Source organism: Shewanella sp. 433, assembly GCF_059338565.1.
Genome location: NZ_CM181703.1, coordinates 1,545,688 through 1,567,474 on the forward strand (window position 1 = coordinate 1,545,688; position 21,787 = coordinate 1,567,474).

General features: G+C 46.7%; 16 protein-coding genes. 9 read left to right on the plus strand and 7 right to left on the minus strand.

The features are described 5' to 3' along the window. Nucleotides 1-275: 275 nt before the first annotated feature. Together AC5YB1_RS06925 and AC5YB1_RS06930 are read right to left on the minus strand one after the other, a co-directional pair. Complete coding sequence (locus AC5YB1_RS06925; protein WP_494521228.1) at nucleotides 276-1,553, minus strand: YjiH family protein; 1,278 nt, start codon at nucleotides 1,551-1,553, stop codon at nucleotides 276-278. Nucleotides 1,554-2,205: 652 nt separating this feature from the next. Beyond that, nucleotides 2,206-3,759 carry a methyl-accepting chemotaxis protein gene (locus AC5YB1_RS06930; RefSeq protein ID WP_494521229.1) on the minus strand — a complete coding sequence of 518 codons (1,554 nt, stop codon included), beginning with the start codon at nucleotides 3,757-3,759 and terminating at the stop codon, nucleotides 2,206-2,208. 375 nt (nucleotides 3,760-4,134) lie between these two features. On the opposite strand from AC5YB1_RS06930, the gene AC5YB1_RS06935 reads away from it, so the two are divergent. Then, on the plus strand, nucleotides 4,135-4,839 hold the full coding sequence (locus AC5YB1_RS06935; RefSeq protein WP_494521230.1) for a DUF998 domain-containing protein: 705 nt from the start codon (nucleotides 4,135-4,137) through the stop codon (nucleotides 4,837-4,839). Here the strand turns inward: AC5YB1_RS06935 and AC5YB1_RS06940 are convergent. Together AC5YB1_RS06940 and ubiU are read right to left on the minus strand one after the other, a co-directional pair. Further along, nucleotides 4,836-5,741: a U32 family peptidase gene (locus AC5YB1_RS06940; RefSeq protein WP_494521231.1), complete on the minus strand. Its 906-nt coding sequence runs from the start codon at nucleotides 5,739-5,741 to the stop codon at nucleotides 4,836-4,838. The two genes, AC5YB1_RS06935 and AC5YB1_RS06940, sit on opposite strands and share 4 nt — an antisense overlap. 17 nt (nucleotides 5,742-5,758) lie before the next feature. Next, nucleotides 5,759-6,760, minus strand: coding sequence for a ubiquinone anaerobic biosynthesis protein UbiU (ubiU, locus tag AC5YB1_RS06945; RefSeq protein WP_494521232.1), 1,002 nt, complete (start codon nucleotides 6,758-6,760; stop codon nucleotides 5,759-5,761). Nucleotides 6,761-6,957: 197 nt separating this feature from the next. Between ubiU and ubiT the strand changes: the two genes are divergently transcribed. Next, complete coding sequence (gene ubiT / locus AC5YB1_RS06950; RefSeq protein ID WP_494521233.1) at nucleotides 6,958-7,470, plus strand: ubiquinone anaerobic biosynthesis accessory factor UbiT; 513 nt, start codon at nucleotides 6,958-6,960, stop codon at nucleotides 7,468-7,470. A 148-nt stretch (nucleotides 7,471-7,618) separates the two neighbouring features. Here ubiT and AC5YB1_RS06955 read toward each other — a convergent pair whose 3' ends face one another. Further along, nucleotides 7,619-7,879, minus strand: coding sequence for a YfhL family 4Fe-4S dicluster ferredoxin (locus tag AC5YB1_RS06955; protein WP_110458198.1), 261 nt, complete (start codon nucleotides 7,877-7,879; stop codon nucleotides 7,619-7,621). A gap of 13 nt (nucleotides 7,880-7,892) precedes the next feature. Next, nucleotides 7,893-9,257: a prephenate-dependent tRNA uridine(34) hydroxylase TrhP gene (gene trhP / locus AC5YB1_RS06960; RefSeq protein ID WP_110458485.1), complete on the minus strand. Its 1,365-nt coding sequence runs from the start codon at nucleotides 9,255-9,257 to the stop codon at nucleotides 7,893-7,895. 787 nt (nucleotides 9,258-10,044) lie between these two features. Here trhP and AC5YB1_RS06965 point away from each other — a divergent pair. Then, entirely contained in the window at nucleotides 10,045-10,887 is an 843-nt protein-coding gene (locus AC5YB1_RS06965; protein WP_494521234.1) for an HDOD domain-containing protein, read from the plus strand. A gap of 70 nt (nucleotides 10,888-10,957) precedes the next feature. Continuing rightward, nucleotides 10,958-12,463: a putative bifunctional diguanylate cyclase/phosphodiesterase gene (locus AC5YB1_RS06970; RefSeq protein ID WP_494521235.1), complete on the plus strand. Its 1,506-nt coding sequence runs from the start codon at nucleotides 10,958-10,960 to the stop codon at nucleotides 12,461-12,463. 10 nt (nucleotides 12,464-12,473) lie between these two features. On the opposite strand, the gene AC5YB1_RS06975 is transcribed toward AC5YB1_RS06970, so the two are convergent. Then, nucleotides 12,474-12,914: a thioesterase family protein gene (locus AC5YB1_RS06975; protein WP_494521236.1), complete on the minus strand. Its 441-nt coding sequence runs from the start codon at nucleotides 12,912-12,914 to the stop codon at nucleotides 12,474-12,476. Between the two features lie 271 nt (nucleotides 12,915-13,185). Here AC5YB1_RS06975 and AC5YB1_RS06980 point away from each other — a divergent pair, with 271 nt between their 5' ends. The 5 genes from AC5YB1_RS06980 (at nucleotide 13,186) to AC5YB1_RS07000 (ending at nucleotide 21,571) form a co-directional block, all read left to right on the plus strand. Next, nucleotides 13,186-16,245, plus strand: coding sequence for an EAL domain-containing protein (locus tag AC5YB1_RS06980; protein ID WP_494521237.1), 3,060 nt, complete (start codon nucleotides 13,186-13,188; stop codon nucleotides 16,243-16,245). Between the two features lie 139 nt (nucleotides 16,246-16,384). After that, a complete protein-coding gene (locus AC5YB1_RS06985) occupies nucleotides 16,385-17,656 on the plus strand; it encodes a DEAD/DEAH box helicase (RefSeq protein WP_494521238.1) in 1,272 nt (423 codons plus the stop codon). A gap of 141 nt (nucleotides 17,657-17,797) precedes the next feature. Continuing rightward, nucleotides 17,798-18,910, plus strand: coding sequence for a CobW family GTP-binding protein (locus AC5YB1_RS06990; RefSeq protein WP_494521239.1), 1,113 nt, complete (start codon nucleotides 17,798-17,800; stop codon nucleotides 18,908-18,910). 130 nt (nucleotides 18,911-19,040) lie between these two features. Continuing rightward, a complete protein-coding gene (locus tag AC5YB1_RS06995; RefSeq protein WP_494521240.1) occupies nucleotides 19,041-20,381 on the plus strand; it encodes an MATE family efflux transporter in 1,341 nt (446 codons plus the stop codon). Nucleotides 20,382-20,506: 125 nt separating this feature from the next. Further along, on the plus strand, nucleotides 20,507-21,571 hold the full coding sequence (locus AC5YB1_RS07000; protein WP_494521241.1) for a TonB family protein: 1,065 nt from the start codon (nucleotides 20,507-20,509) through the stop codon (nucleotides 21,569-21,571). Nucleotides 21,572-21,787 lie beyond the last annotated feature (216 nt).

A 21,787-nucleotide genomic window follows, 5' to 3' on the forward strand; every position in this document is an offset into this window, starting at 1 on the left:
CGATTTTGCTGAAATATGCAAAGGCTTACTACCGTGATATAACCTGCGGCAAGTGTTGCTGTGCGTCATTCACCAACAGGAGATGAGTCAGTCACACTGAGCCTTAGTCTGTTGGCGTTAGGCAGATAAAGAGTGTTAACAGATTGAGAGACTAGCCATTGCATGGTGTTTCTTAACTATGACGGCAGGGCCCAAATTGAGGCGTGTTATCGAGGTGAAGGGGACATCAGCCTAGGCGATCCTAGGCTGATGTTAGGTTTTATGTGTCGAATGTATTAGAAAATCAGATGCGCGGCACCCGCGATAACAGGCAGGGTCACTAGGGTTCTTAAAATAAACACTACAAATAACTCGACAATATTGACCGGGATCTTACTGCCTATCAGCAAGGCGCCCACTTCACTCATATAGATAAGCTGGGTGACCGACAGGGCGGCAATAATAAAGCGAGTCATATCTGATTCGATAGTACTGGCCAAAATCGAGGGGATAAACATATCCGCAAAACCCACTACGATGGTTTTTGAGGCCTCAGTGGCTTCAGGAATTTGCAGTAACTCAAGTAGTGGGATGAATGGCATGCCAAGGTAGTTAAATAGCGGCGTGTATTCGGCGATCATCAATGCGATGGTGCCGATAGCCATGACGACCGGGATCACGCCAAATACCATATCGATGACATTTTTGAGGCCATCTTTTAAGGTGTGCGACACGCCTTGTGCATGCGCCGCTTTGTTCATTGCTTGCTCAAAGCTCCAAGCAAACACGCCCTTGCCGTGCGGCACGACTTCATCGTCTGGGTGACGTGGTGTGTCGTCGATGTAGAGATCTTTTTTCCAGCACAGTGGCGGTAACTTAGGCACGATAATCGCTGCAACCACACCTGCTAAACAGACGGTTAAGTAAAATGGTGCAAACAGGTGCTCCAATTTAACCTGCGAAATCACCACCAATGAGAAGGTGATTGAAACCGCCGAAAAGGTAGTCCCTATCACAGCCGCTTCTCGCTGAGTATAAAGGCGGGCTTCATATTGTTTACTGGTCATCAATATGCCAACGCTGCCGTCGCCAAGCCAAGAGGCCATGCAATCAATGGCGCTGCGACCTGGCAAGTTAAATACTGGGCGCATAATTTTGGTTAACAAGGTGCCAAATAGTTCTAGCAAGCCGAAGTTAAGCAGTAATGGCAATAACATACCGGCAAAAATAAATACGCAAAATAGCACGGGCAGTAGGTCGTTGAGGACCAAAGCGCCGGTATTACCCGAATGTATCGCTTCGGGGCCTATGCCCATATAAGTCAATACAATGAAGACCGCACCAATGATGCGAACGATTGCCCACATTGGGTTTACGTCAAGCAATGCATTGATAAAGTGATGCTGCTTTAAAGCGTTAGGCTTGAGTAATTTGCAGATAATGGTCGCGATAGCGGTAATGACCACTATAAAGGTCACTATGGCGGTTAGTGCATCGCCTAATAAGCTTTGTAATCCTTTTGATACGATAGCGATGGGGATGGTGATCGCATCTTGATAGCTAATCGGTGTCATAAACAGTAATAAGCCGATCAGCGAAGGGATGAGAAATGTAAGTAACGTTTTTATGTTAGTTTTTTGTTTTATAGCCACTTTTTTTGCCTTAAATTACGCTGTCTGTACAACGGCAAGAAATAAGAATTAAATCCATAATTTTATTTACAATGAATATCCATTCATCTAATCGACGGAGGTTACCGCCTAAGTCCAGTGATGTAAAACCATTTAATGCGCAATCTTGTGACTGGTTGCAATAGCATAGTTATTTGCACTTAATGACTATTTATATTGTACTCAAAATTATCGCTTTTGCACTATGTAATTTCTGGTTGCAATTGGGTTAAGTGTTTGTTGTTGATTGGTTTTATTAAGTTTGCTCTAGCGTCAGCTGTTGTCGGTTGAGAGCGGCATTAATTGGGTGAGTTCGGCGCTAACATGATGATGCTAAAGCATTTGATTTGTGGACTTAAGGGGCTATGACGACAAGTTTTGCGCCTAATCGACTGTCGATTAGGCGCTGTTTGCGGTAAATACACGGCTAATATAGAGCGGTTAATAACGTATGTGGTCAATAGTTAGCACGTTTCAGTGCTGCGTTTTTATCGACTTAATGCTCGCTCGGGATAAAGATATTCGCGCGCCAAGTTTAGTGGATTTTGTCCGCCAGTTAACCGAAAGTCTGCCTTAGGCTTTTGGCTTTATCCGCATTAATTTTCAGCTCAGAAATGGAGCCTTCAACGCTCTGTAGTGCAACCAGATTATTATTCGATGCCTGGGTGATCTGATTAATTCCCTGATTTAGTTCTTGTACCACTTGCATCTGCTGCTGCGCCGCGACGGCATTTTGCTGGGCAAATTCGTGAATGCTGCTGATTGATGTATAGAGTTCATCCAGCTTTATCGCCGAAGATTCGGTTTGCTGGGCGCAGTGTTCGGCCAATTGCTGGCTTTGACGCATCTCTTCGCTCCAGTCGCTGAGCATCTTGAACATTTTGTCGACGCTTTGGGATATGCTGGTTGTCGATTCTTGAGTGCGGCTCGATAGCGCCCTGACTTCATCGGCAACGACCGCAAAGCCGCGCCCCTGTTCGCCTGCTCGGGCAGCTTCAATGGCGGCATTGAGTGCCAATAAGTTGGTTTGCTCGGCGATGGCATCGATTTCGCCCATGGCATTGGCCACATGTTGAGCTTCTTGATGCAGCTGCTGAGTATTTTTTGCTACATGGGTGACGCTTTGAGTGAGCGAGTCGATATCTTGGCTGTTTTGCTGCATCATGGTGCGATTATCGTGACAAATTTGATAAGTGTCATCGATATGGTTTGAGGTCGACTGAATATTACTCACCACCTCATTAAGGGTCGCCCCCATCTCTTCCATAGCGCTGGCCATCTGCTCAATTTCTTGATGCTCTTTATCGATGCCACTGTGAGTTTGATTCACGGCAATAATCAGTTGATTGGTGATGTCGGTGATCTTATCGGCGCTATCTTGATTTTTGCCTAACACGCCCTGCATCTTGGCGTCTTTCATCAATATCTGAAATGTTAGTAGTGAGGAGGAGTCTTTTCCGCAATACACAAAGCGGCTGACCGAGTCATACTCTTGTTTCATCGCCATTAACTGCGTTGGCACCCGAAAGGCCTCATCGTAAAAGATGGCCAGATTCAATCCGATCAATACCAGTCCGACTAAAATGGTCTGCCAGCCTAAGAAGTAGCCCGCCATCGCCAGCCCTAGGGTGGTAACCACCGCAGAAACGATGCGCTTTTGCACTAATGAAAGTGGATCCTTGACCGTTTTACCTTGGTTAATTTGCTCATATAGGGCCTGCGCGCTGCTGATTTTTTTTGCATCGGGTTTTACCCTTACAGATTGATAACCTATGAGTTTGCCTTGCTCGTATAAGGGGGAGACAAAAGCATCGACCCAGTAAAATGAGCCATCTTTACAACGGTTTTTCACCATACCGCGCCAAGATTGGCCGGCTTTTAGTTTTTGCCAAAGATCGGCAAATGCCGCCGCAGGCATGTCGGGATGACGCACCAGATTGTGATTATGGCCCACCAATTCTGATTCACTGTAACCTGAGATGTTGATAAAGGCTTGGTTAACGTAAGTGATCACGCCACGGGTATCAGTGCTCGAAATGAGCTCGTCTTTATCTGCAAGTTTTACCTCGCGCATCGAGGTGGGGAGATCATGATGTCTAGTTGTGCTCATGTAGGGAGGTCTTCAGCAAGTCGCCATCTCCAGCTTGTTATTTGCGAAGTGGTTGGTGGCGTAATAAAAAATTCATGGGAATTCTAACAGGCATGCCATCAATTTGTTAGCTGCCTCACAAATCTATTTTTAGTGAGACGTGGCGCGTAAAATAAATGCTAAGATTATGATCTTGCTCTAATAAAAATATTGACTCAGTGATGATGTCACGTATATTCGTTTACCCTTTTATATTATAAGGTTATTTGTGAGCGAGTCGCAGAATAGGCTAATAATGTTGCTAAAATTGTTATCAGAAATATGCGCCAAAGCTCGGCATAAAATTCTAATTCCATATAACCTAGTAGGACGACAGCATTGCATTATCAACGGACTATGAATTCATCACAGCGTAAATTACCCACATTGGGGTTTAGATTTGGCATGCTGGGCATTACTGTGCATGTGCTTAGTTTAATAGTGGCGGCGTTGGGATTTAATGATTTTAATGGTAATGGTTTTAGCTTTTTTAATTTCTCATTAAGTGAACTGGGCCAATATGGTCATTCTCAATTAGCGGTAGTGTTTAACGGTGGGTTATTTTTTGGTAGTTTGAGCTTGGTGTTGTTTTGTTTGTTTTCATTGCAATATAGCGACAGCCCGCTGCTGTACCCTTGTCTGTTACTGCTGATATTAGCCTTGTTGGCGCTGGCCATTACAGGTTTATTTCCCATCAATGTGCACCATTTACACACCTTAGGTATCGAGTCTTTCTTTTATTGTTCGCTGCTGAGTATCGCTTGTTACTTGGGGTATGTATGGCAGGGTGCAAGGTTGGCAATAAAGCCCCTTAAGCGTTTTGCTTATCGAGGCTGCGGTGTGTTGAGTTTGCTGTGTTTAGCCGTGTTTGGTTTGTTTGTTTTTTTTGCTCAAGTGGATAATAGCCTAAGCAATAATGGCCAAGCATTTTACCATGGAATGATGATGATCGAGCCACGCCCTGAATTTTGGTGGCCCGCCATCGTTGAGTGGTTAGCGTTACTGCTGTTTCTTGGTTGGAGCGCGGCCTTGGTGTGGACTCAGCGCCCTACGCGCGACTAGCGCCCTTGCTCAAATCCCGCTTGTCCAAACCAGTATCCATTACAGGTTAAGTTATTGTTAGTGGTGACATCGGCACTCGTGATATTGACGCTATTAGCTGTCTGGTTAGTTTTTAACTTATTGTCAATAAACAAGTTATTAGCTAACTCTATTGAAGCTAAGCTACTAGGGGAAACCCTAAAATAGTCGACGCCGAGGCGCTGCATCTCTTGTTGCTGATCACTCAAGTCAATATAACTGGCCGATTGAGTTTGAATGCCATTAAGGCGTAGCAGCGGCTGGTTTTCTTGGGTTTGCGCCAATACACCTTGCGGATAGTCAATACAGATGGTTTGGCAGCTATCTTTGGTTAATCCTTGTTGGCGCGCGGTAAAGCAGCGCGCAGAGTGTGCCAGTGGCATGTAGCCATGGCCAAAGACTTCCACCTCGATTTGCCTTGGAGCCAAGTCGGTTAATACTCGTTCGAGCCAGTGCTTTGATAGCTCCAGTGGCATGACAAATCGTTGCATTCCCCAAGCGGCTAATTTCTGCAAACTGGCCGCATTATAGTTGTTAATACTTGGCCCACAGATAAAAGGTAAGCCGAGTGATTTCGCTACTTCCACTGCACCCATATCGTTGGCTTCCACCATAAACTCACCATTATCGATTTGCTGCTTTAAGGCGGTAAATTCAGATTGTGCTTCGATCAGTGCCAGCGTGGAGAGCACCACCTGTTTACCCGATGCCTTGAGCATCTGAGCTAGCTCAAGGTAGTCGCTAAATTTCAGTTGGCGGCGACGGCTGCAGACGGTTTCACCTAAATAGATCAGCTCAATGTCGCTATTGGCTGCTTGTTGATAAAATTCGCTGACCTGCGCCTTTGACCAGCAATATTGAATAGGGCCTAAAGATATTTTCATATTTGCTCCTTTATTAGCTACTGCCAAGTGCGCTCATAGGCTCCAAGTGTGGTGACTTGACCTTCAGATACTTTGGCTAACGCTTTGTCCCACTCAGCTTGAGTTGTGTAGGCCTCGGGATGGTGTAAAAACGTGTCGATAGCCTGACGCCAAACACGGGTGACTTGCTCAACATAGGCAGGGCTGCGCTGGCGTCCCTCGATTTTAAGCGAGGCTATGTTCGCCTTTGCCAGCTCTGGCAATAAACTGAGGGTATTAAGGCTGGTCGGCGATTCCAATAGATGGCTCGGTTGGTTGTTATCTGCTGTGATATAACGGCCCTTACACACCACGGGGTAACCCATCTGTTCGTTAATATTGGACTTATCAATAAGCACTTCATTTAGACGCGTTAAGCGTTGATCGCCAAGCTCTTGCCAGCGCACTGCATTGGCCGGTGAGCAGGAGCCACCAGTATTGGGCGATTGCCCGGTCACATAGGAGGAAAGGTGGCAACGCCCTTCGGCCATAATGCACAAGCTGCCAAAGGCAAACACCTCCAGATCCACAGGTGTCACCTTAGCAAGGTCGCGTACCTGTTTCATCGACAACACTCGCGGCAACACGGCTCGCTCAATATTAAACTCGCGTTTATAGAGGCTTAAGGCGCCAAGATTGGTGGCGCTGGCTTGCACCGATAAATGCAGTGGCAGCTGAGGGTAGCGGCTATGGGCGTAATCAAGTAGCGATAAATCGGCGACAATTAAGGCATCGACGCCAAGATCGGCGGCGATATCGATAGCCTGATACCAACGCTGTTCTTCTCCCGGTTGAGGAAACGTATTGATAGTCAAAAATAACTTCTTCCTCAGAGCGTGAGTGTACTGCACCGCCTGCACCAGTTTCTTCGGGGTAAAGTTTAGGCCAGCAAACGAGCGCGCATTGGTATCATCTTTAAGGCCAACATAAATCGCATCGGCACCTGCATTGAGTGCTACTTTCAATGCGGCTAAGTTCCCCGCAGGGCATAAGAGCTCCATAACTGCCTCTTTCTTAAAAAGTGTGCAGTGTAAAAGGGAATGGCCACCTATATGTTGATGTAAAACAGGTTTGCGATCATAAAAGCTGGGTAAAATTGAATTATCTCTCACTTTCGGGGTGAAAGCCGAATCGATCATTAATATTAAGCGCGGTTGACGCGAGTTGGTCACGCTTGCATAAAGGAGTTATTCACGCGATGCAAAAAAGTGTGCTAGCCAATACCGCTCAACATCTGTTGCAACTTGGTCCTCAGGTGATCGCCAAGCCGTTAACTATAGTGCCTTTTGCCGTGAAGGCGCGCATATTAGAAAAGCTGTTGAACTTGTTAATGGCGGAACAAATCGAGGATGGTGAGCTGAGCTTTCTTCTGCAGCGCTGGGTTAAAATTGACATTGTCGATATGAAACTGAGTTTTGATGTTAGCTTTGATAAACACTTTGTGGTGCGAGCGCCCGCAAAGGCCGAAGTGACCTTTAGCGGTCGCAGCAAAGAGCTGGTATTGATTGCCGCAGGTAAAGAAGATCCCGACACGCTATTTTTTCAACGTCAACTGGCTATCGAAGGCGATACTGAATTGGGGCTTGAGGTGAAAAATTTATTGTTAAGTATCGAATTTGACACTATGCCGGGTTTGGCCAGAGAAGGGCTAACCGCCTTAGCTTCGCTGCTTGAACAACTGCAGCGTCAAGCCGATGCTCAGTGGGCATAACGCTAACTTTTGTACCGTGTTGTACGTAACCGGTGAGGCTAGTTTAGGCAATTTAAGCGTTAGGCTTTACTTGGATGCCGTTAATAAAAAAGCGAAGTGTAATACTTCGCTTTTTTGTGGTTTTGCGTCTGTTAATAGACTAAGTGAATTACTCGCTCAGCGGTTTGCCGGTGATCAAGTGATACTTGAGCAACAGCGCTTCATCAGACTCAATATGTTGTGGATCTGGGTCGATACAATCGATAGGGCATACCGACACACAGGTGGGCTTGTCATAATGGCCCACGCATTCGGTACACAGGTCTGGATCTATCTCGTAGATCTCCTCGCCCATAGTGATCGCTTGGTTGGGACACTCAGGCTCACACATGTCACAGTTAATGCAGCTATCATCTATCAGTAATGCCATTATCTGGGTCCAGTTACACCGCTTGGTGCGGGTTGCGGGTGTTTTGTCCGCTATTAAGATTACGCATTAGTATCGCTTTATCGACATTAACTTCTTGCGGTACCGGTAAAAACACAAAGTGGCCCGAACCGAGTCCAGCTTCGACGGCTTCACCCTTACGGTTTTCTAAATGTTCGATAGTCAGGTTAATATTGCCTTGCGGCGTCATCAACTCAACACTGTCGCCAACCGAAAATTTGTTTTTCACATCCACTTCGGCCATGCCTTTATCGTTACGCTTGCCGGTAAATTCACCCACAAATTGCTGTGTGTCACTGATAGAGTAACCGTAGTCGTAATTTTGGTATTCATCATGCACATGGCGACGCAAGAAGCCTTCGGTGTATCCACGGTGGGCGAGTCCTTCCAGTTGGTGCATCAGCGCTGGGTTAAATTCACGACCAGAAGCGGCATCTTCAATCGCTTGGCGATAAAGCTGTGCGGTACGTGCCACGTAATAAAATGACTTGGTGCGGCCTTCGATTTTAAGCGAGTCGATGCCCATTTTGGTCAGGCGCTCAACATGCTGGATGGCACGTAAGTCTTTAGAGTTCATGATGTAGGTGCCATGCTCGTCTTCAAAGGCGGGCATGTATTCACCTGGGCGTCCCGCTTCTTGCAGTAACACCACCTCATTACTCGGTGCGCCGGCGCCTAGGGTCGGGTTATGCAGTTGTACATCTGGGTTCACCGCGACTATGTCACCGGTGTCGGTTTGCACTGCTTCATGGGCGTCATATTTCCAGCGACAGGCATTGGTGCAAGTGCCTTGGTTTGGATCGCGTTTATTGATGTAACCCGACAGCAGGCAGCGGCCCGAGTAAGCCATACACAAGGCGCCGTGCACAAACACTTCCAGCTCGATATCAGGGCAGCGCTGACGGATCTCTTCAATCTCATCGAGCGAGAGTTCACGGGATAAGATCACCCGCTTAATGCCTTGTTGTTGCCAAAATTTAACCGAGGCCCAGTTGATGGCGTTAGCTTGTACGGACAGGTGCACCACTTGATCGGGAAACGCTTCGCGTACCATCATGATAAGCCCGGGATCTGACATGATCAGCGCATCAGGCTGCATGGCAACCACAGGCTCCATATCTTTGATATAGGTTTTCAGTTTGGTGTTATGCGGCGCGATGTTGCTCACCACGTACAGCTTTTTGCCTAACGCGTGAGCCTCTTGAATACCGGTAGCGAGGTTTTCCATTTTGAAATCATTGTTTCTAACACGCAGGCTATATCTCGGCTGGCCTGCGTAGACCGCATCCGCGCCATAGGCAAACGCATAACGCATATTTTTTAAGGTCCCAGCAGGAGACAGTAGCTCAGGTTTAAACATAATTTCTCTCAATTAACAGGTTGCAAACTAACTTGGGGCGGGCATTTTACTCAATGGAGGGAGCCTTATGCAAATAGTAACCTTGTTTATTCTGTGGTCAACCGCCCATTGCCGCCATAAATAGGCTTCCTATTCCACTGTTTTACGCCGCATACTTGCCCTTGTAGCCAGATGACAGTGATTGCCGCTCTTGTTGGTGGCTATCACGTCCAGCTGGTTTGCTTTAGGGGGCATAGGTTCGCGACTTACCTTTTAATAGCCTATTTTATCCATTATTGCCAAAATGCCCTCTTAGTGCTTGGTGTTATATCAGCGTTGATTGTGGGCGCAGCGGCTATCGTAGAACCATTTAGTTGGTAGTCGGTGAACCAGCGGCGAGGGCTTTTATCGGCCAATATGTGTTGCCGCATGATTATCCTTTAACTAATATTGACGCTTAAAATAGCAACAGACCTTAATTTATCTGCTTAAATTTAAGCGATATTTAGCTCCTTTGAGTCTAGGGCCTGTTGATCTTTGCTGGTTGAATTTCGTTCGAGACAAAAACGTTTTTAGCCGAACCCTTCGGGCAGCGTTTGTTGGTCATTTCTACTGCGTTGTCAGCTTTTTATGTAGAATAACTACACCATAAAGCTTCCGCCTTGTATAAATACCCAACAATTCGCTGCAAAAACAACCTTGAAAGATCAACTGGCCCTAGCTAAGCCATTTTACCATCACGCTTGGCAACCAGTCCTGATATACTCTAGCGCATTATTAGGCGGTAATATTTTATTAAGGAGTCAGCATGTCTAGCGAGCATCAACTACTGGTTGGGTTATTAAAAAAGTTAAAGGCCGATGCGTTAGTGTTGCCAACTTTGCCCGAGGTAGCAATGCGCGTCCAAGAGGTCGTTGCTAGGCCCGATTCCAGCCCTAAACAGGTGGCGGAGATTATTGGTCAAGATGCCGCGATATCGGCGCGTATGATAAAAGTGGCCAACAGCGCCATGTACAGTCGTGGCACCAAAGCAGAAAACATTAACAGCGCAGTGAGCCGTATCGGTTTAACTCAAATAAAGGCTATCGCGACATCGGTTGCCATGGAGCAGTTGTTTATCTCTACTAATGAGATGGTGTGGGAGGTGATGGATGAGGTGTGGCGCTCGTCAATCGAGGTGACCTCTGCGGCCTGTGCATTATTGATGAAGTACTCGAAGACTCATAAAGGTTGTGGTTTAAATTACGATACCCTGACGCTTGCCAGCTTGGTACACAATATTGGTGCCTTGCCTGTATTGACGGAGGCAGAAGCTCATCCGCATCTGTTTACCAGCATAGAACAATTACGCGCTCTGGTGAGAAAAATGCAGGGGCCGATAGGTCGAGCGGTATTGAAAAGTTGGGACTTTTCGCCAGAGGTGATGGAAGTGGTTGAACGATGGGCTGACTTACCCTATCTGCCTGAGCGAGTGACCTATTTAGACTTTGTGCGTTCGGCCGCTTTTTATACCGGTGAGTTAAGAGCGGGTCATGAGCTTGAAGAGCGTTTAGATGTGTTTGTGAAGCGTGGCTTACCCGTATCGCCAGAGTATTTAGGCTCTGATGAATTTCTCGATAATTATCATTCTATTAAGATGAGTTACGAATAGTTGTGACGGTCGATTAACTCTGTTAATAATAGTGGTTAATTTTTCTGCTTCGTAAACATTAAGGCTTTGTGTGGATGCTGCTAATCTCTATTGGATAATGGCTTACATTATAGCCATTGGCGTCGCTGGTACCCTCTATTGGTACTGGCATAGACGTGCTGGCATCCGCTTTTTGCAACAACTCACAAAGCAATTGCAGCAACAAGATAAAGTGCGTAAGCCGTTAGACATTGATTCCGTCCCCAGTGATTTTATTCCGTTATACCTACAGTTACAGCGATTATTAAAGCATTTGCCACCGCCGCCAGGGCGAGATAAATTAACGGGCTTGCTTAATCGAGTTGGGCTTAAATCACGTTTATCTCGCCTGATGCCTCTCAATCAGGGCATGTTTGTGCTGATTGATATTCATCGTTTTCGCTACGTTAACGATCTGTTTGGTTTCTCTTTTGGCGATAAGTTACTGCTGGCCATGAGTGAGCGAATTAAACAGCCGCTGAGTGCTCAAGAGCTTGTCGCGCGTATGAATGAAGATGAGTTTTTAGTGGTGTTTAAAGCGCCGCTAAGTAGTGAGCAACTCAACGCATTGCAAAACCAGTTACAACAGCCATTTTATATTAATGATACCGTGATTAATCTACAGGTACAGCTTGGGTATATGGATCTCTCATTGCATCATGCCGATGTAAGCCAGATGCTAAGGCGCATCGATTTGGCCTTAGTGCGAGCTAAGTCTAGCTCAGGCTTAATCGCCGCCTATCGACAAGGGGATGATAAGAGTCAACATAGGCAGTTGAGTATTATTCGCTGTTTTCCTAAGGCGTTAGCGCAAAGTGAACTCTATGTGGTATATCAGCCTAAATACAACCTCATCAGTCGTAATTGCAGCCACGCTGAAGCCCTTATTCGCTGGGAAAGCCCATTATTAGGCACGGTTTCGCCAGCAGAGTTTATTCCTTTGCTCGAGCGTGCAGGGATGATTTCTATGCTCAGTCAATGGGTTATTGAGCAGGTGCTCGAGCAACAAAGTGAGTGGCGTCAAGGTGATGTTAAGCTGCAGGTGGCGGTCAATCTAGCGCTTGATGATTTATGTGGCAGCCAATTGTGCCAGTGGATCGTGGCGCAGATGCAGCAGCGTCAACTGAGCTCTGATGTACTGGCCATCGAGGTTACCGAGAGCCAGTTAATGACAGATATGCAGCGCACGATTAATGCCCTCGATTGTCTCAAGCGTGCGGGTATTAACGCTGCCATCGACGACTTCGGCACCGGGCACTCCTCTTTGGCGTACCTCAAAAGCCTCCCTGTGAACGAAGTTAAAGTGGACAAAGCTTTTTTGGATAATGTGACCACAGATTTTCGTGGCCAGCATATTCTTAGCAGCGCAGTGTCATTAGCTCAAGGGTTGGGGTTTTCGGTCACAGTTGAAGGCGTAGAAACCCAAGCTGAGTTTATGTTACTACAACAGATGGGCGTCGATAAAATTCAGGGTGATCTATTTGCTAAACCTATGAGTGCAGCCGAGCTTGAAATGTATTGGCAAACACTCAATCGGCCCATTGCCGTATTATCTTAATAATAAGGTGTCACTCTTGCTTTGTAATGTAACGACTGAGCTCGGCGATAAGCTCTGCTGACATGGGGGTCATCTGCCGCGCTTTATTCATGCATACCATCTCAATTTGGGCGCTGACCGCCGGTTTTTTGCCTTGTGGTCGCCAGATCTCTTGTTGCCATACAGTGCGGTATTTACTCTCAAAATAAAACTGCGTGCGCACATCGACAATCTCCGCAAACTCGACGCCATCATGGCATAGCATATCACTGCGATAGACGGCAAAACCTAAACCTTGCTGGGCCCAAAGGCGAGCCAAGGTTTCGGCGCCGATGACATGTTCTCTGGCACGTTCAAAATATTTTAAGAAATTAGGGTGATACACTACACCTGAAAAATCGGTATCTTCATAATAAATCTGCACCGGAAAATGAAATTGGGTGCTGTATTGCGCTTGTTGAGGCTGCTTCATATCTTAAAGGGAGGCGGCTAATAGTGCGCGCCAGCTTAGCACATTTAAGTAAAACCGCACATGCTGCCTAGCCATTTCAGTTTTAAGCCTTGATAGTCGCTTTCGATGGATGATTGTCGCCATTGATTGCCATCACTGATAAGTGGTTTTCCATTGGTGGTATCGACCTAATAGAAGGGCGGCTTTCACTTCTGGTTAAGCGTATTTTTTATTCAACTCTGCTACACTCTGCAGTGTGTTATCTACTTGATAATAAGATGTTAGATTACTTATGTCCCTCGATACTTTATCTGTTTTTTTTCAAAATGCAGCACTACTGCTGGTATTAGTTGTTATTTATGACGCAGTGCCGCGTCAGCGTCATCACCACTATGCTTGGTTGTGGCGTGTGCTCGCGGGATTACTCATAGGTGTGGTGCTTGTGATCACTATGATCACCTCATGGGAATACCAAGTGGGTATTTTTGTCGACGCGCGCGCCATCATTTTAGGGATCTCCGGACTGTTTTTTGGTGGCGTACCCACCTTAGTTGCTACCCTCGTGGGGATTGTTTTTCGTGTATTGGAAGGCGGTCCAGCGATGCTTCCCGGCATTATGGTGATGGTTGCTACGGCCAGTTTGGGCTGTTTATGGCGTTATTATCGTAAAAATGATATCGCCGATATGACCTTTAAAGAGTTACTACTGTTTGGCTTTGTTTTACATCTGCTCACTTTATCCCTATTAGCGCTGCTACCCTTTGAGTTGTTTGTGGATATATTATCCTTGGCGGCGCTGCCAATGATGATGATCTTTCCCTTGGTAACGGCACTAATTGGCCAGCTATTGTCACGTCGGCTTGAAGTTGAGCGCGACGCTAAGATTAAGCTGCAAGATGATTTTATTTTTCGCTCGCAATTTGACATTGGCAATATGGGCATCGCCATCACCTCGGTGGATCAGCATTGGATAAAAGTGAATCCAAGGTTATGTAAGATGCTGAAATATTCCGAACAAGAATTGCTTCAGCGTACTTGGTCTGAATTAACGTATTTTGAAGATCTTCAGGCTGATGAAGATCAGTATAAGCGCCTATTAAATGGAGAGATTGATGTTTACGAGATGGATAAGCGTTATGTCGCCAAAGATGGCGAAATTGTTTATACCCATCTAGCGGTTGCGTGCCGACGAGTAAATCATCAAGTCGATATGGTGATTGCTGGCATTATCGACATTACGGCCAATAAACAAGCCGAATTGGCCGTCAGAACCAGTCAAGAAAGGTTAGCTCTCGTGTTAGAAAGCAGTGATTTAGGCCTATGGGACTGGGATATCAACCGCAATGAAACCAGGCGTAACCCATGGTGTGCTAAGGTGCTTGGTTGCGAGTTAGAGCGCCTCAATAATGACCCAAGGTTGTGGACTGATGCGATTCACCCGCAAGATAGACCCACGGTATTAAGTGCTATCGATAAACACCTTAAAGGTGAGACCCCCAAGTACAGTGCTCAGTATCGGCTAATCACCCTTACTGGCGAGGAGCGCTGGATTGTCGATACAGGTAAAACCGTGAGTCGTGATATTCACGGGCGGCCATTGCGGATGTGTGGTGTGCACAGCGATATTACTGAGCAGAGACAGATCCAAGAGTCATTAGAGCTCGCCGCCTCGGTCTACAATAACTCTAGCGAGGCGATGAGCGTGTTAGATCATCAAGGTCAAATCATCACGGTTAACGCCGCCTTCACCGCCATCACAGGTTATCAACAAGAAGAAGTAGAGCACCAAGGTATTGGCATATTAAAGTGCGAGCATGGTGATAAGTTGCAATATGCACAACTAAAGCAAGCTGTGAGCGATGTGGGGCGTTGGCAGGGTGAGTTGTGTATCAAAAATAAAGATGGCAATGAATATATGGTGTGGTTCACCATTAATACCATTTACGACCAACAGGGTGAGGTTTTTCGCCGTGTCGCCCTGTTTTCTGATATTACCGATAAAAAACAAGCCGAACAGATTATCTGGAAGCAGGCCAATTATGATCCTCTCACCGGCTTACCCAATCGACGTATGCTGCTCGAATATTTAAGCAGTGAGATGTTACGTATCGACCGTGACGAGAGCCATTTTGCGTTATTATTTTTGGATTTAGACTGTTTTAAAGAGGTGAACGATACCTTAGGCCACGACATGGGTGACTTGCTATTGCAAGAAACGGCCAAACGCTTAAAGGGCTGTATTCGTGAAGTCGATATGTGTGCCAGGCTGGGGGGCGATGAGTTTACCGTGGTGTTATCGGGCATTGATTTTCCCGGCGGAGTCGAGCGCGTTGCGCAATGTATTTTACAGCGCATTAGTGAGCCTTATAGCTTAGGTGATGAAACGGCTTACATCAGTGTCAGTATTGGGATAACTATGTATCCCGACGATGCGACCAGCGTTGAAGGGTTATTAAAGCATGCTGATCAGGCGATGTATGCCGCTAAAGAGCAAGGGCGAAATCGCTTTCATTATTTTACTCCCTCGATGCAAGAGTTTGCCCGTTATCGTATGGCGTTGATTAAAGATCTGCGTCACGCCATCATCCATGATGAGTTTGAGCTTTATTATCAACCGATCATCGATATGAACAGTGGCGATATTTATAAGGCGGAAGCCTTGATCCGCTGGAATCACTCGTCGCGGGGCATGGTGTCACCCAGTGAGTTTATTTCGGTTGCCGAAGAGACGGGCTTAATCAACGATATCGGTAATTGGGTGTTTGAGCAGGCGGCGCATCAGAGTGCGAAGTGGCGTAAGCAATTTGGCACCGAAATTCAGATAAGCATTAATAAATCGCCGGTGCAGTTTCGTGACGAAGGTGACACCTTTAGTGACTGGCTCGCCTTATTGCAGCGCCTCAAACTATCTAGCAATGCCATCTGCGTCGAAATAACCGAAGGGTTGTTATTGGATGCATCCATGGGGGTCACCGAAAAATTACTCGCCTATCGTGATGCTGGTATTCAAGTCTCGCTAGATGATTTTGGTACGGGTTATTCGTCGTTAGCCTACCTGAAAAAATTTGATATCGATTACCTCAAAATTGATCAATCTTTCACCCGTAATTTAGAAAGTGATACCGATGGCGTGGCCTTGTGTGAAGCCATTATCGTGATGGCGCACAAACTGGGGATTAACGTGATTGCCGAAGGTGTAGAAACCGAGTTTCAACGTGACTTTTTAGCCAAGGCTGGCTGTGATTATGCCCAAGGTTATCTGTTTGCTCGGCCGCTGCCACAAGCGGAGTTTGAGCAAACTTACTTAAATCAACACTCAAGCTCGTCAAGCCGAATGGGCCGTGATTGTTAAATGAGTTGCTAAGTGATAAACGCTCAATATTAACGACTGATAACGGGCCAATCATGCTGAATTGTTATCCTTATGGCGTGGATTTTGATAGACTCCGCGCTCAGTTTTGACCCAATAGCCATTGACCATCGAGCCCATTATGAATTTTGATTCACTCCCTTTGCATCCTCTGCTTATCCAAGCGACAGCGCTATGCGGTTATCAGCAATTAACCCAAGTGCAGGCCAAGGTGATTCCGATTGCATTGCAAGGCCGAGATGTGATGGCCTGCGCCGAAACGGGCACGGGTAAAACAGCGGCCTTCAGCCTGCCTTTCCTACATAAGCTGCTTGAGAGCGACAGGCCATTAGGCCAGCTCAGTGTGCTGGTGCTAACACCAACCCGTGAATTAGCGATACAAGTGGGCGAGAGTATTGCCAAGTACAGTCAGTTGACGCCATTAACGTCACTGGCGGTTTACGGTGGCGCTAATATTAACCCTCAGCGTAAGGCACTGGCAAAGGGCGTCGATATTTTAATTGCCACTCCAGGGCGTTTATTTGACCTTATCGGCCAGCATGGCTTGGATCTGTCGTCGGTCGAGCAGCTGGTTATCGATGAAGCCGACCGTATGTTGGATTTAGGCTTTGTTAAAGACATTGAGCGAGTCAAAAACCTTATCGCCCCGCGCCATTCGACTCAGCTGTTTTCGGCGACCTTTAGCAAGGCGATTAAGGTGCTAGCCACTAAGATGCTAGATGATCCCGAGTGGATTAATGTGACGCAAAATACCACCGCAGCCAATATAAAGCAGGAGGTGTATCCGGTCGATAAGCGCCGTAAAGCCGAGCTATTGGCTGAGCTGATCGGGCGTAATAATTGGCAACAGGTATTGGTCTTTGTTAGCAGTAAAGAGAGTGCAGAGTCGCTGCACAAAGAGCTAAAACTAGACGGTATAAAAAATGCCGTATTCCATGGTGACAAGACCCAAGGCGCGCGCAATCGGGCGCTGGAGCAGTTTAAATCGGGTGAACTCAGAGTGATGGTAGCGACCGATGTTGCCGCCAGAGGACTGGATATCGCGGCGTTACCACTGGTGATTAACCTTGAATTGCCGCTGGATGCTGAAGATTATGTGCATCGTATTGGCCGCACCGGCCGCGCGGGGTTAGCCGGCCATGCCATCTCATTTGTGGCATTGAATGATGAAAAAATGCTGCAAGAAATTGAAGCCTTAATTGGACAAACCTTGCCAAGACACATAGTGCCTGGATATGAGATAGGGGCGCCATTACCTGCCCGTTACCGTGAGTTGCAACTGGAAACGACCAGCCCATCACATAAACCCAAGCGAGCGAAGCGCCCTTCAGCACGAGACAGTCAGCATCATAGTTATGCTAGCCGACGGGCGAATAAGTCGCGCAAGGTGTAATGAACTTGGGGCTATCGTTACTGAGTCATAATGGGGCTAAAGCGATATCATTAGAGTCAACTGGCACAGATAAGCGTTATCTAGCGTAAAGGTTAGCCAAGCTGATGAGCCGGACCGTAATGTAACTATAGCGAGAACAAGATGCGCAAACCGATCATAACTCAGCCTGTCGCAACCAATGTGATCACCGGTTTTTTAGGCGTGGGTAAGACTACGCTCATTCAATATTTATTAGCGAATAAGCCCGCTAATCAAGTATGGGCTGTGTTAATTAATGAGTTCGGTGAGATCGGTATTGATGCCAGTTTTATCGGTAAACAATCGGGTAAGGTGCAAATAAAAGAGGTCGCCGGCGGCTGTATTTGCTGCGCCGCAGGCGTGCCCACTCAGGTGGCGGTTAATCAGTTGCTTGCACAAGCTAAGCCCGACCGATTATTGATTGAGCCCACAGGATTAGGGCACCCTAAAGCAATTATAGACACCCTAAGTCAGCCGCATTTTCGACAGGTTATCGCCTTAAAAAGCACTATCTGCTTAGTGGATGCACGCAAGGTGAGCGATAACCGCTATCGAAAAAGCGATATTTTTAAGCAGCAGTTAGCCATTGCCGATCAGATCTTTGTCACCAAAGGTGATTTAGCGGCAGAGGATGATTTGGCACAGTTGCACACCTTTCTCGCCCAGCACTCTATTAGCGCGCCAGTGCAATCAATCAATTTAACCCGCGAGCAAGAGAGCCAAACTCCGGCGTTATTTAATCGGTTAGCGGAGCAGGTGTTAGATAGTGCTCAGCGCCTTCCTAACGCGCAGGTCAGTTCATCAGTCCGCAGTGGCCCATCTCTTGGCTCTAATTCGTCCCTCTTTTCAGCTTCAATACCGCTAAGCCCTTTATTCGAGTCGTCCACCATGGAGCCACAAACATCGCCGTTGGCGGAGTTTGATCAGCTTGGCATCTATCGCAATGATAATCAGCATGAGGGGATATACAGTGCTGGCTGGGTATTTGATTGCCATTATGAATTTGATTTTGAAGCCATTGTCGCCTGGGTAAAGCATCAGGACTACCTGCGTTTAAAAGCCTTGTTAATTTGCGATGAAGGTATTGCCGCCCTTAATTACGTCGATAAGCAGCTGCAGGTTGTTGAGCTTGATGATGCGTTGGATTCTCGTATTGAGTTGATTTCTCGCCAACCAATCACTATATCCACAACCGAGCAGCAACTGCTGTCGCTTGCCAAGCGCTACGCCGTTTAACGACGTAGCGCCTATGATTATCAATCATAGTAGCCAATCCTTGTCGGCAAGGTAGCGGCTAGGTCCGCGTTACAGTGAATGGTTAACAGGATTTCTTTGTCTTTTTTACTGAGCAGATAGATAACTGACTATGCAAGACGTACCACATGATCAATCGTTAGCAACAGACCCAATCCCAACATTAGTATGGCGTTATACCATTCCCACGATCTTATCTATGTTAGTGACTGGGGTGTATATGGTGATAGACGGCATGTTTATTGGCCATTATCTGGGCGAAGTCGGCTTGGCCGGAATGATGCTGGCGTACCCGGTTGGGGCCATTTTGTATGCGGTCGGTGCGCTGTTGGGGATGGGCGGCGCCTCATTGGTGTCTATCAATTTGGGGCGCAATGATCCGGCGCGAGCGCGAAAAATACTCGGTAACACCTTTACCCTCTGTTTAATTACCGGCGTTTTATTTGCGCTGGTGGGCACATTTTTTAGTCGCGATATCTTAATTTGGTTGGGCGCCGAGGGAGAAGTGCTACGCAGCGCCGATGAATACCTGTTTTGGTATTTTGCCTTAGGTGTGTTTCCTATTTTGGCCATCGCGTTTGCAGCGCTGTTAAGAAACGATGGTCGCCCAGGTTTTGTAACTTGGATATTGATCATCAGCGGTTGCCTTAATGCGCTACTCGATTGGCTGTTTATTGTGGTGTTTCCTTTCGGGCTAGCAGGTGCCGCCATTGCCACTATGATCTGTCAAGCAGTGACAGGCTTGGCTTGTTTACAACATTTTTTTACGGCAAAAACGCGCCTCGGTATCAATATCGAGCAGATGAAGCTGACCCTAGATCACTGCCTCAACATTGTAAAAGTGGGTTTTCCCAGCTTTTTAATGAACCTGTATCTCTCTATTGTGTTAACGCTACATAATATGGCGTTTTTATGGGTGGGTGGGCCAATACATGTTGCCGCTTACGGTGTGGTCAGCTACACCGAGGCATTGTTTTATTTGATTTTTGAGGGAATAGCGCTCGGCACGCAACCCATTTTCAGTTTTAATGCGGGAGCCAACCGGTTCGACAGGGTGTTCCAGACGTTTAAAATTGCTACTTTGATGACCTTAATCACAGCGGCCATCGGTTTATTGTTTATCTATCTGCTGCCGAAATATTTGGTGTATATTTTTGCCGGCGATAATGCCGAGTTAACGCCTGTGGCTATCGAAGGGATGCGCCTCTATTTTTGGGGACTGCCTTTTGAAGGCGTTATTCTTACTGGCGCGGCATTTTTCCAGGCGATCAATCGCCCTAAAGACGCGGCCATGCTAACGGGCAGTAAGTTAATTTTAATTGCCGCTATTATTTATCTGTTTGCTTGGGCGTTTGGGGTGACAGGCGTGTGGATCTCTTTGGCGTGTTGCAGCGCCTTACTGACCTTATGGATGGTCAGGCGATTAAGCTTACTTTACAAGAGTTTGCAATAACTGGGTAGACTGTTAGGATAGCTGTTAACCAGTGAAATGCTTGTTTAACATGAGTCGAGTTTACCTAATATAAAGCAGGGAAAAGCTGCGTTAGTTTAGTTTCACAAATAAGGATATTTGTTTATATGGTTTTAAAATTACCGCTTTTGGCGCTAAATGCAGTACTGTTAATCAATTCTGCATCGCTTAGCGCCTCTCCTTTTAGCGACAGTTATGCCGCTTATCAACATGCCGTTAAAGTTAAAGATAGCCAAGCTGCTGAGCAGTATGCAGAGCAAACCTATCTGCTCGGTCAGGGGTATTTTGAACCTGGCGCTATCGACATTGCTCACCTGCAATTGAACTGGGCAACATCCCTGCAGGCCAAAGGCGATCTTGAGGCCGCGCAGCAACAGTTTTTGCAGGTTTTAGCACGCTATCGCGGCCATTTTGGGGCTGAAGCCATCGAGCTTATCGACCCACTACTGGGCGCTGCGCAAACCATGTCGGCGTCTAAAGAGCAAAAGTCGCTGTTTAAAGAAGCTATCTCCATTGCACAGACAAGCGATAACCTGTTACTTACCGCCGAGGTCAAGTTATTGGCTTTTAAGGCGTTGGTGTCGACGGAATATTACGGTCGTGATATTCGCAGTGATGTATTAGATGCCTATGAGATCTATCAGCAGCTGCCTAATAATGATATCCGCCGGATAACGGCAACTTATTACGTTGGCGTAATAAAGGCGAGTGAAAAGCGCTACAGTGATGCAATTCCCCATCTAGAAGAGGTGGTCAAGCAGTTTGCTGTGCTCGATTTTAGTCATCCCTATAAGCTGTCAGCCCATGCACGTTTAGTCGAGCTATATGAGCATGAGGGCGAGAGCGAGCAGGCCACAGCCCACTGTATTGCGATTGGCAGTATGACGCCTTGGGATGAACAACAAGAACAAACACCGCTGTTTCGTTCGTCGCCTAACTATCCTATGTCCTATATCCGTGCTGGACGCGAAGGATGGTCGGAGATTGAATTTACTGTCGATGAACAAGGGTTTGTGCAAGATCCTGTGACCCTAGCCTCTGAAGGGGGGCCTTTATTTATAAAAGAGTCGCTAAAGGCGATAAAGCAGTGGCGCTATGCGCCTAAGTTTGTCGATGGTAAGCCCGTTGCGGCGCAGACCAGAGTGCGATTACTGTTTGAGGTACAAGGTTAACAGCTAGTCTGCCTTTTTGGCGATTAAGCCATCGAATGGTAAGTTATTAATTAATAAGCCCTCTTGTAATGCGAGGGCTTATTTTTGAGTGTCACAAAATTTGAACCGATGGCATGTGACCTATTTGAGTTATATAAAAATAGGTAAATTGCCTGTTGTCATTCGCTTGGGTGATTCTGGGGTAAGTGGCGTTATTACCCGTAGCTATAAGTGTGG

Coding starts and splice junctions, on each gene's coding strand:
- AC5YB1_RS06985 (WP_494521238.1), top strand. CDS start 16,385: ATGAATTTTGATTCACTCCCTTTGCATCCTCTGCTTATCCAAGCGACA.
- AC5YB1_RS07000 (WP_494521241.1), top strand. CDS start 20,507: ATGGTTTTAAAATTACCGCTTTTGGCGCTAAATGCAGTACTGTTAATC.
- AC5YB1_RS06965 (WP_494521234.1), top strand. CDS start 10,045: ATGTCTAGCGAGCATCAACTACTGGTTGGGTTATTAAAAAAGTTAAAG.
- AC5YB1_RS06940 (WP_494521231.1), bottom strand. CDS start 5,741: ATGAAAATATCTTTAGGCCCTATTCAATATTGCTGGTCAAAGGCGCAG.
- ubiT (WP_494521233.1), top strand. CDS start 6,958: ATGCAAAAAAGTGTGCTAGCCAATACCGCTCAACATCTGTTGCAACTT.
- AC5YB1_RS06990 (WP_494521239.1), top strand. CDS start 17,798: ATGCGCAAACCGATCATAACTCAGCCTGTCGCAACCAATGTGATCACC.
- AC5YB1_RS06975 (WP_494521236.1), bottom strand. CDS start 12,914: ATGAAGCAGCCTCAACAAGCGCAATACAGCACCCAATTTCATTTTCCG.
- ubiU (WP_494521232.1), bottom strand. CDS start 6,760: ATGGAGCTCTTATGCCCTGCGGGGAACTTAGCCGCATTGAAAGTAGCA.
- AC5YB1_RS06980 (WP_494521237.1), top strand. CDS start 13,186: ATGTCCCTCGATACTTTATCTGTTTTTTTTCAAAATGCAGCACTACTG.
- AC5YB1_RS06930 (WP_494521229.1), bottom strand. CDS start 3,759: ATGAGCACAACTAGACATCATGATCTCCCCACCTCGATGCGCGAGGTA.
- AC5YB1_RS06995 (WP_494521240.1), top strand. CDS start 19,041: ATGCAAGACGTACCACATGATCAATCGTTAGCAACAGACCCAATCCCA.
- trhP (WP_110458485.1), bottom strand. CDS start 9,257: ATGTTTAAACCTGAGCTACTGTCTCCTGCTGGGACCTTAAAAAATATG.
- AC5YB1_RS06935 (WP_494521230.1), top strand. CDS start 4,135: ATGAATTCATCACAGCGTAAATTACCCACATTGGGGTTTAGATTTGGC.
- AC5YB1_RS06955 (WP_110458198.1), bottom strand. CDS start 7,879: ATGGCATTACTGATAGATGATAGCTGCATTAACTGTGACATGTGTGAG.
- AC5YB1_RS06925 (WP_494521228.1), bottom strand. CDS start 1,553: ATGACACCGATTAGCTATCAAGATGCGATCACCATCCCCATCGCTATC.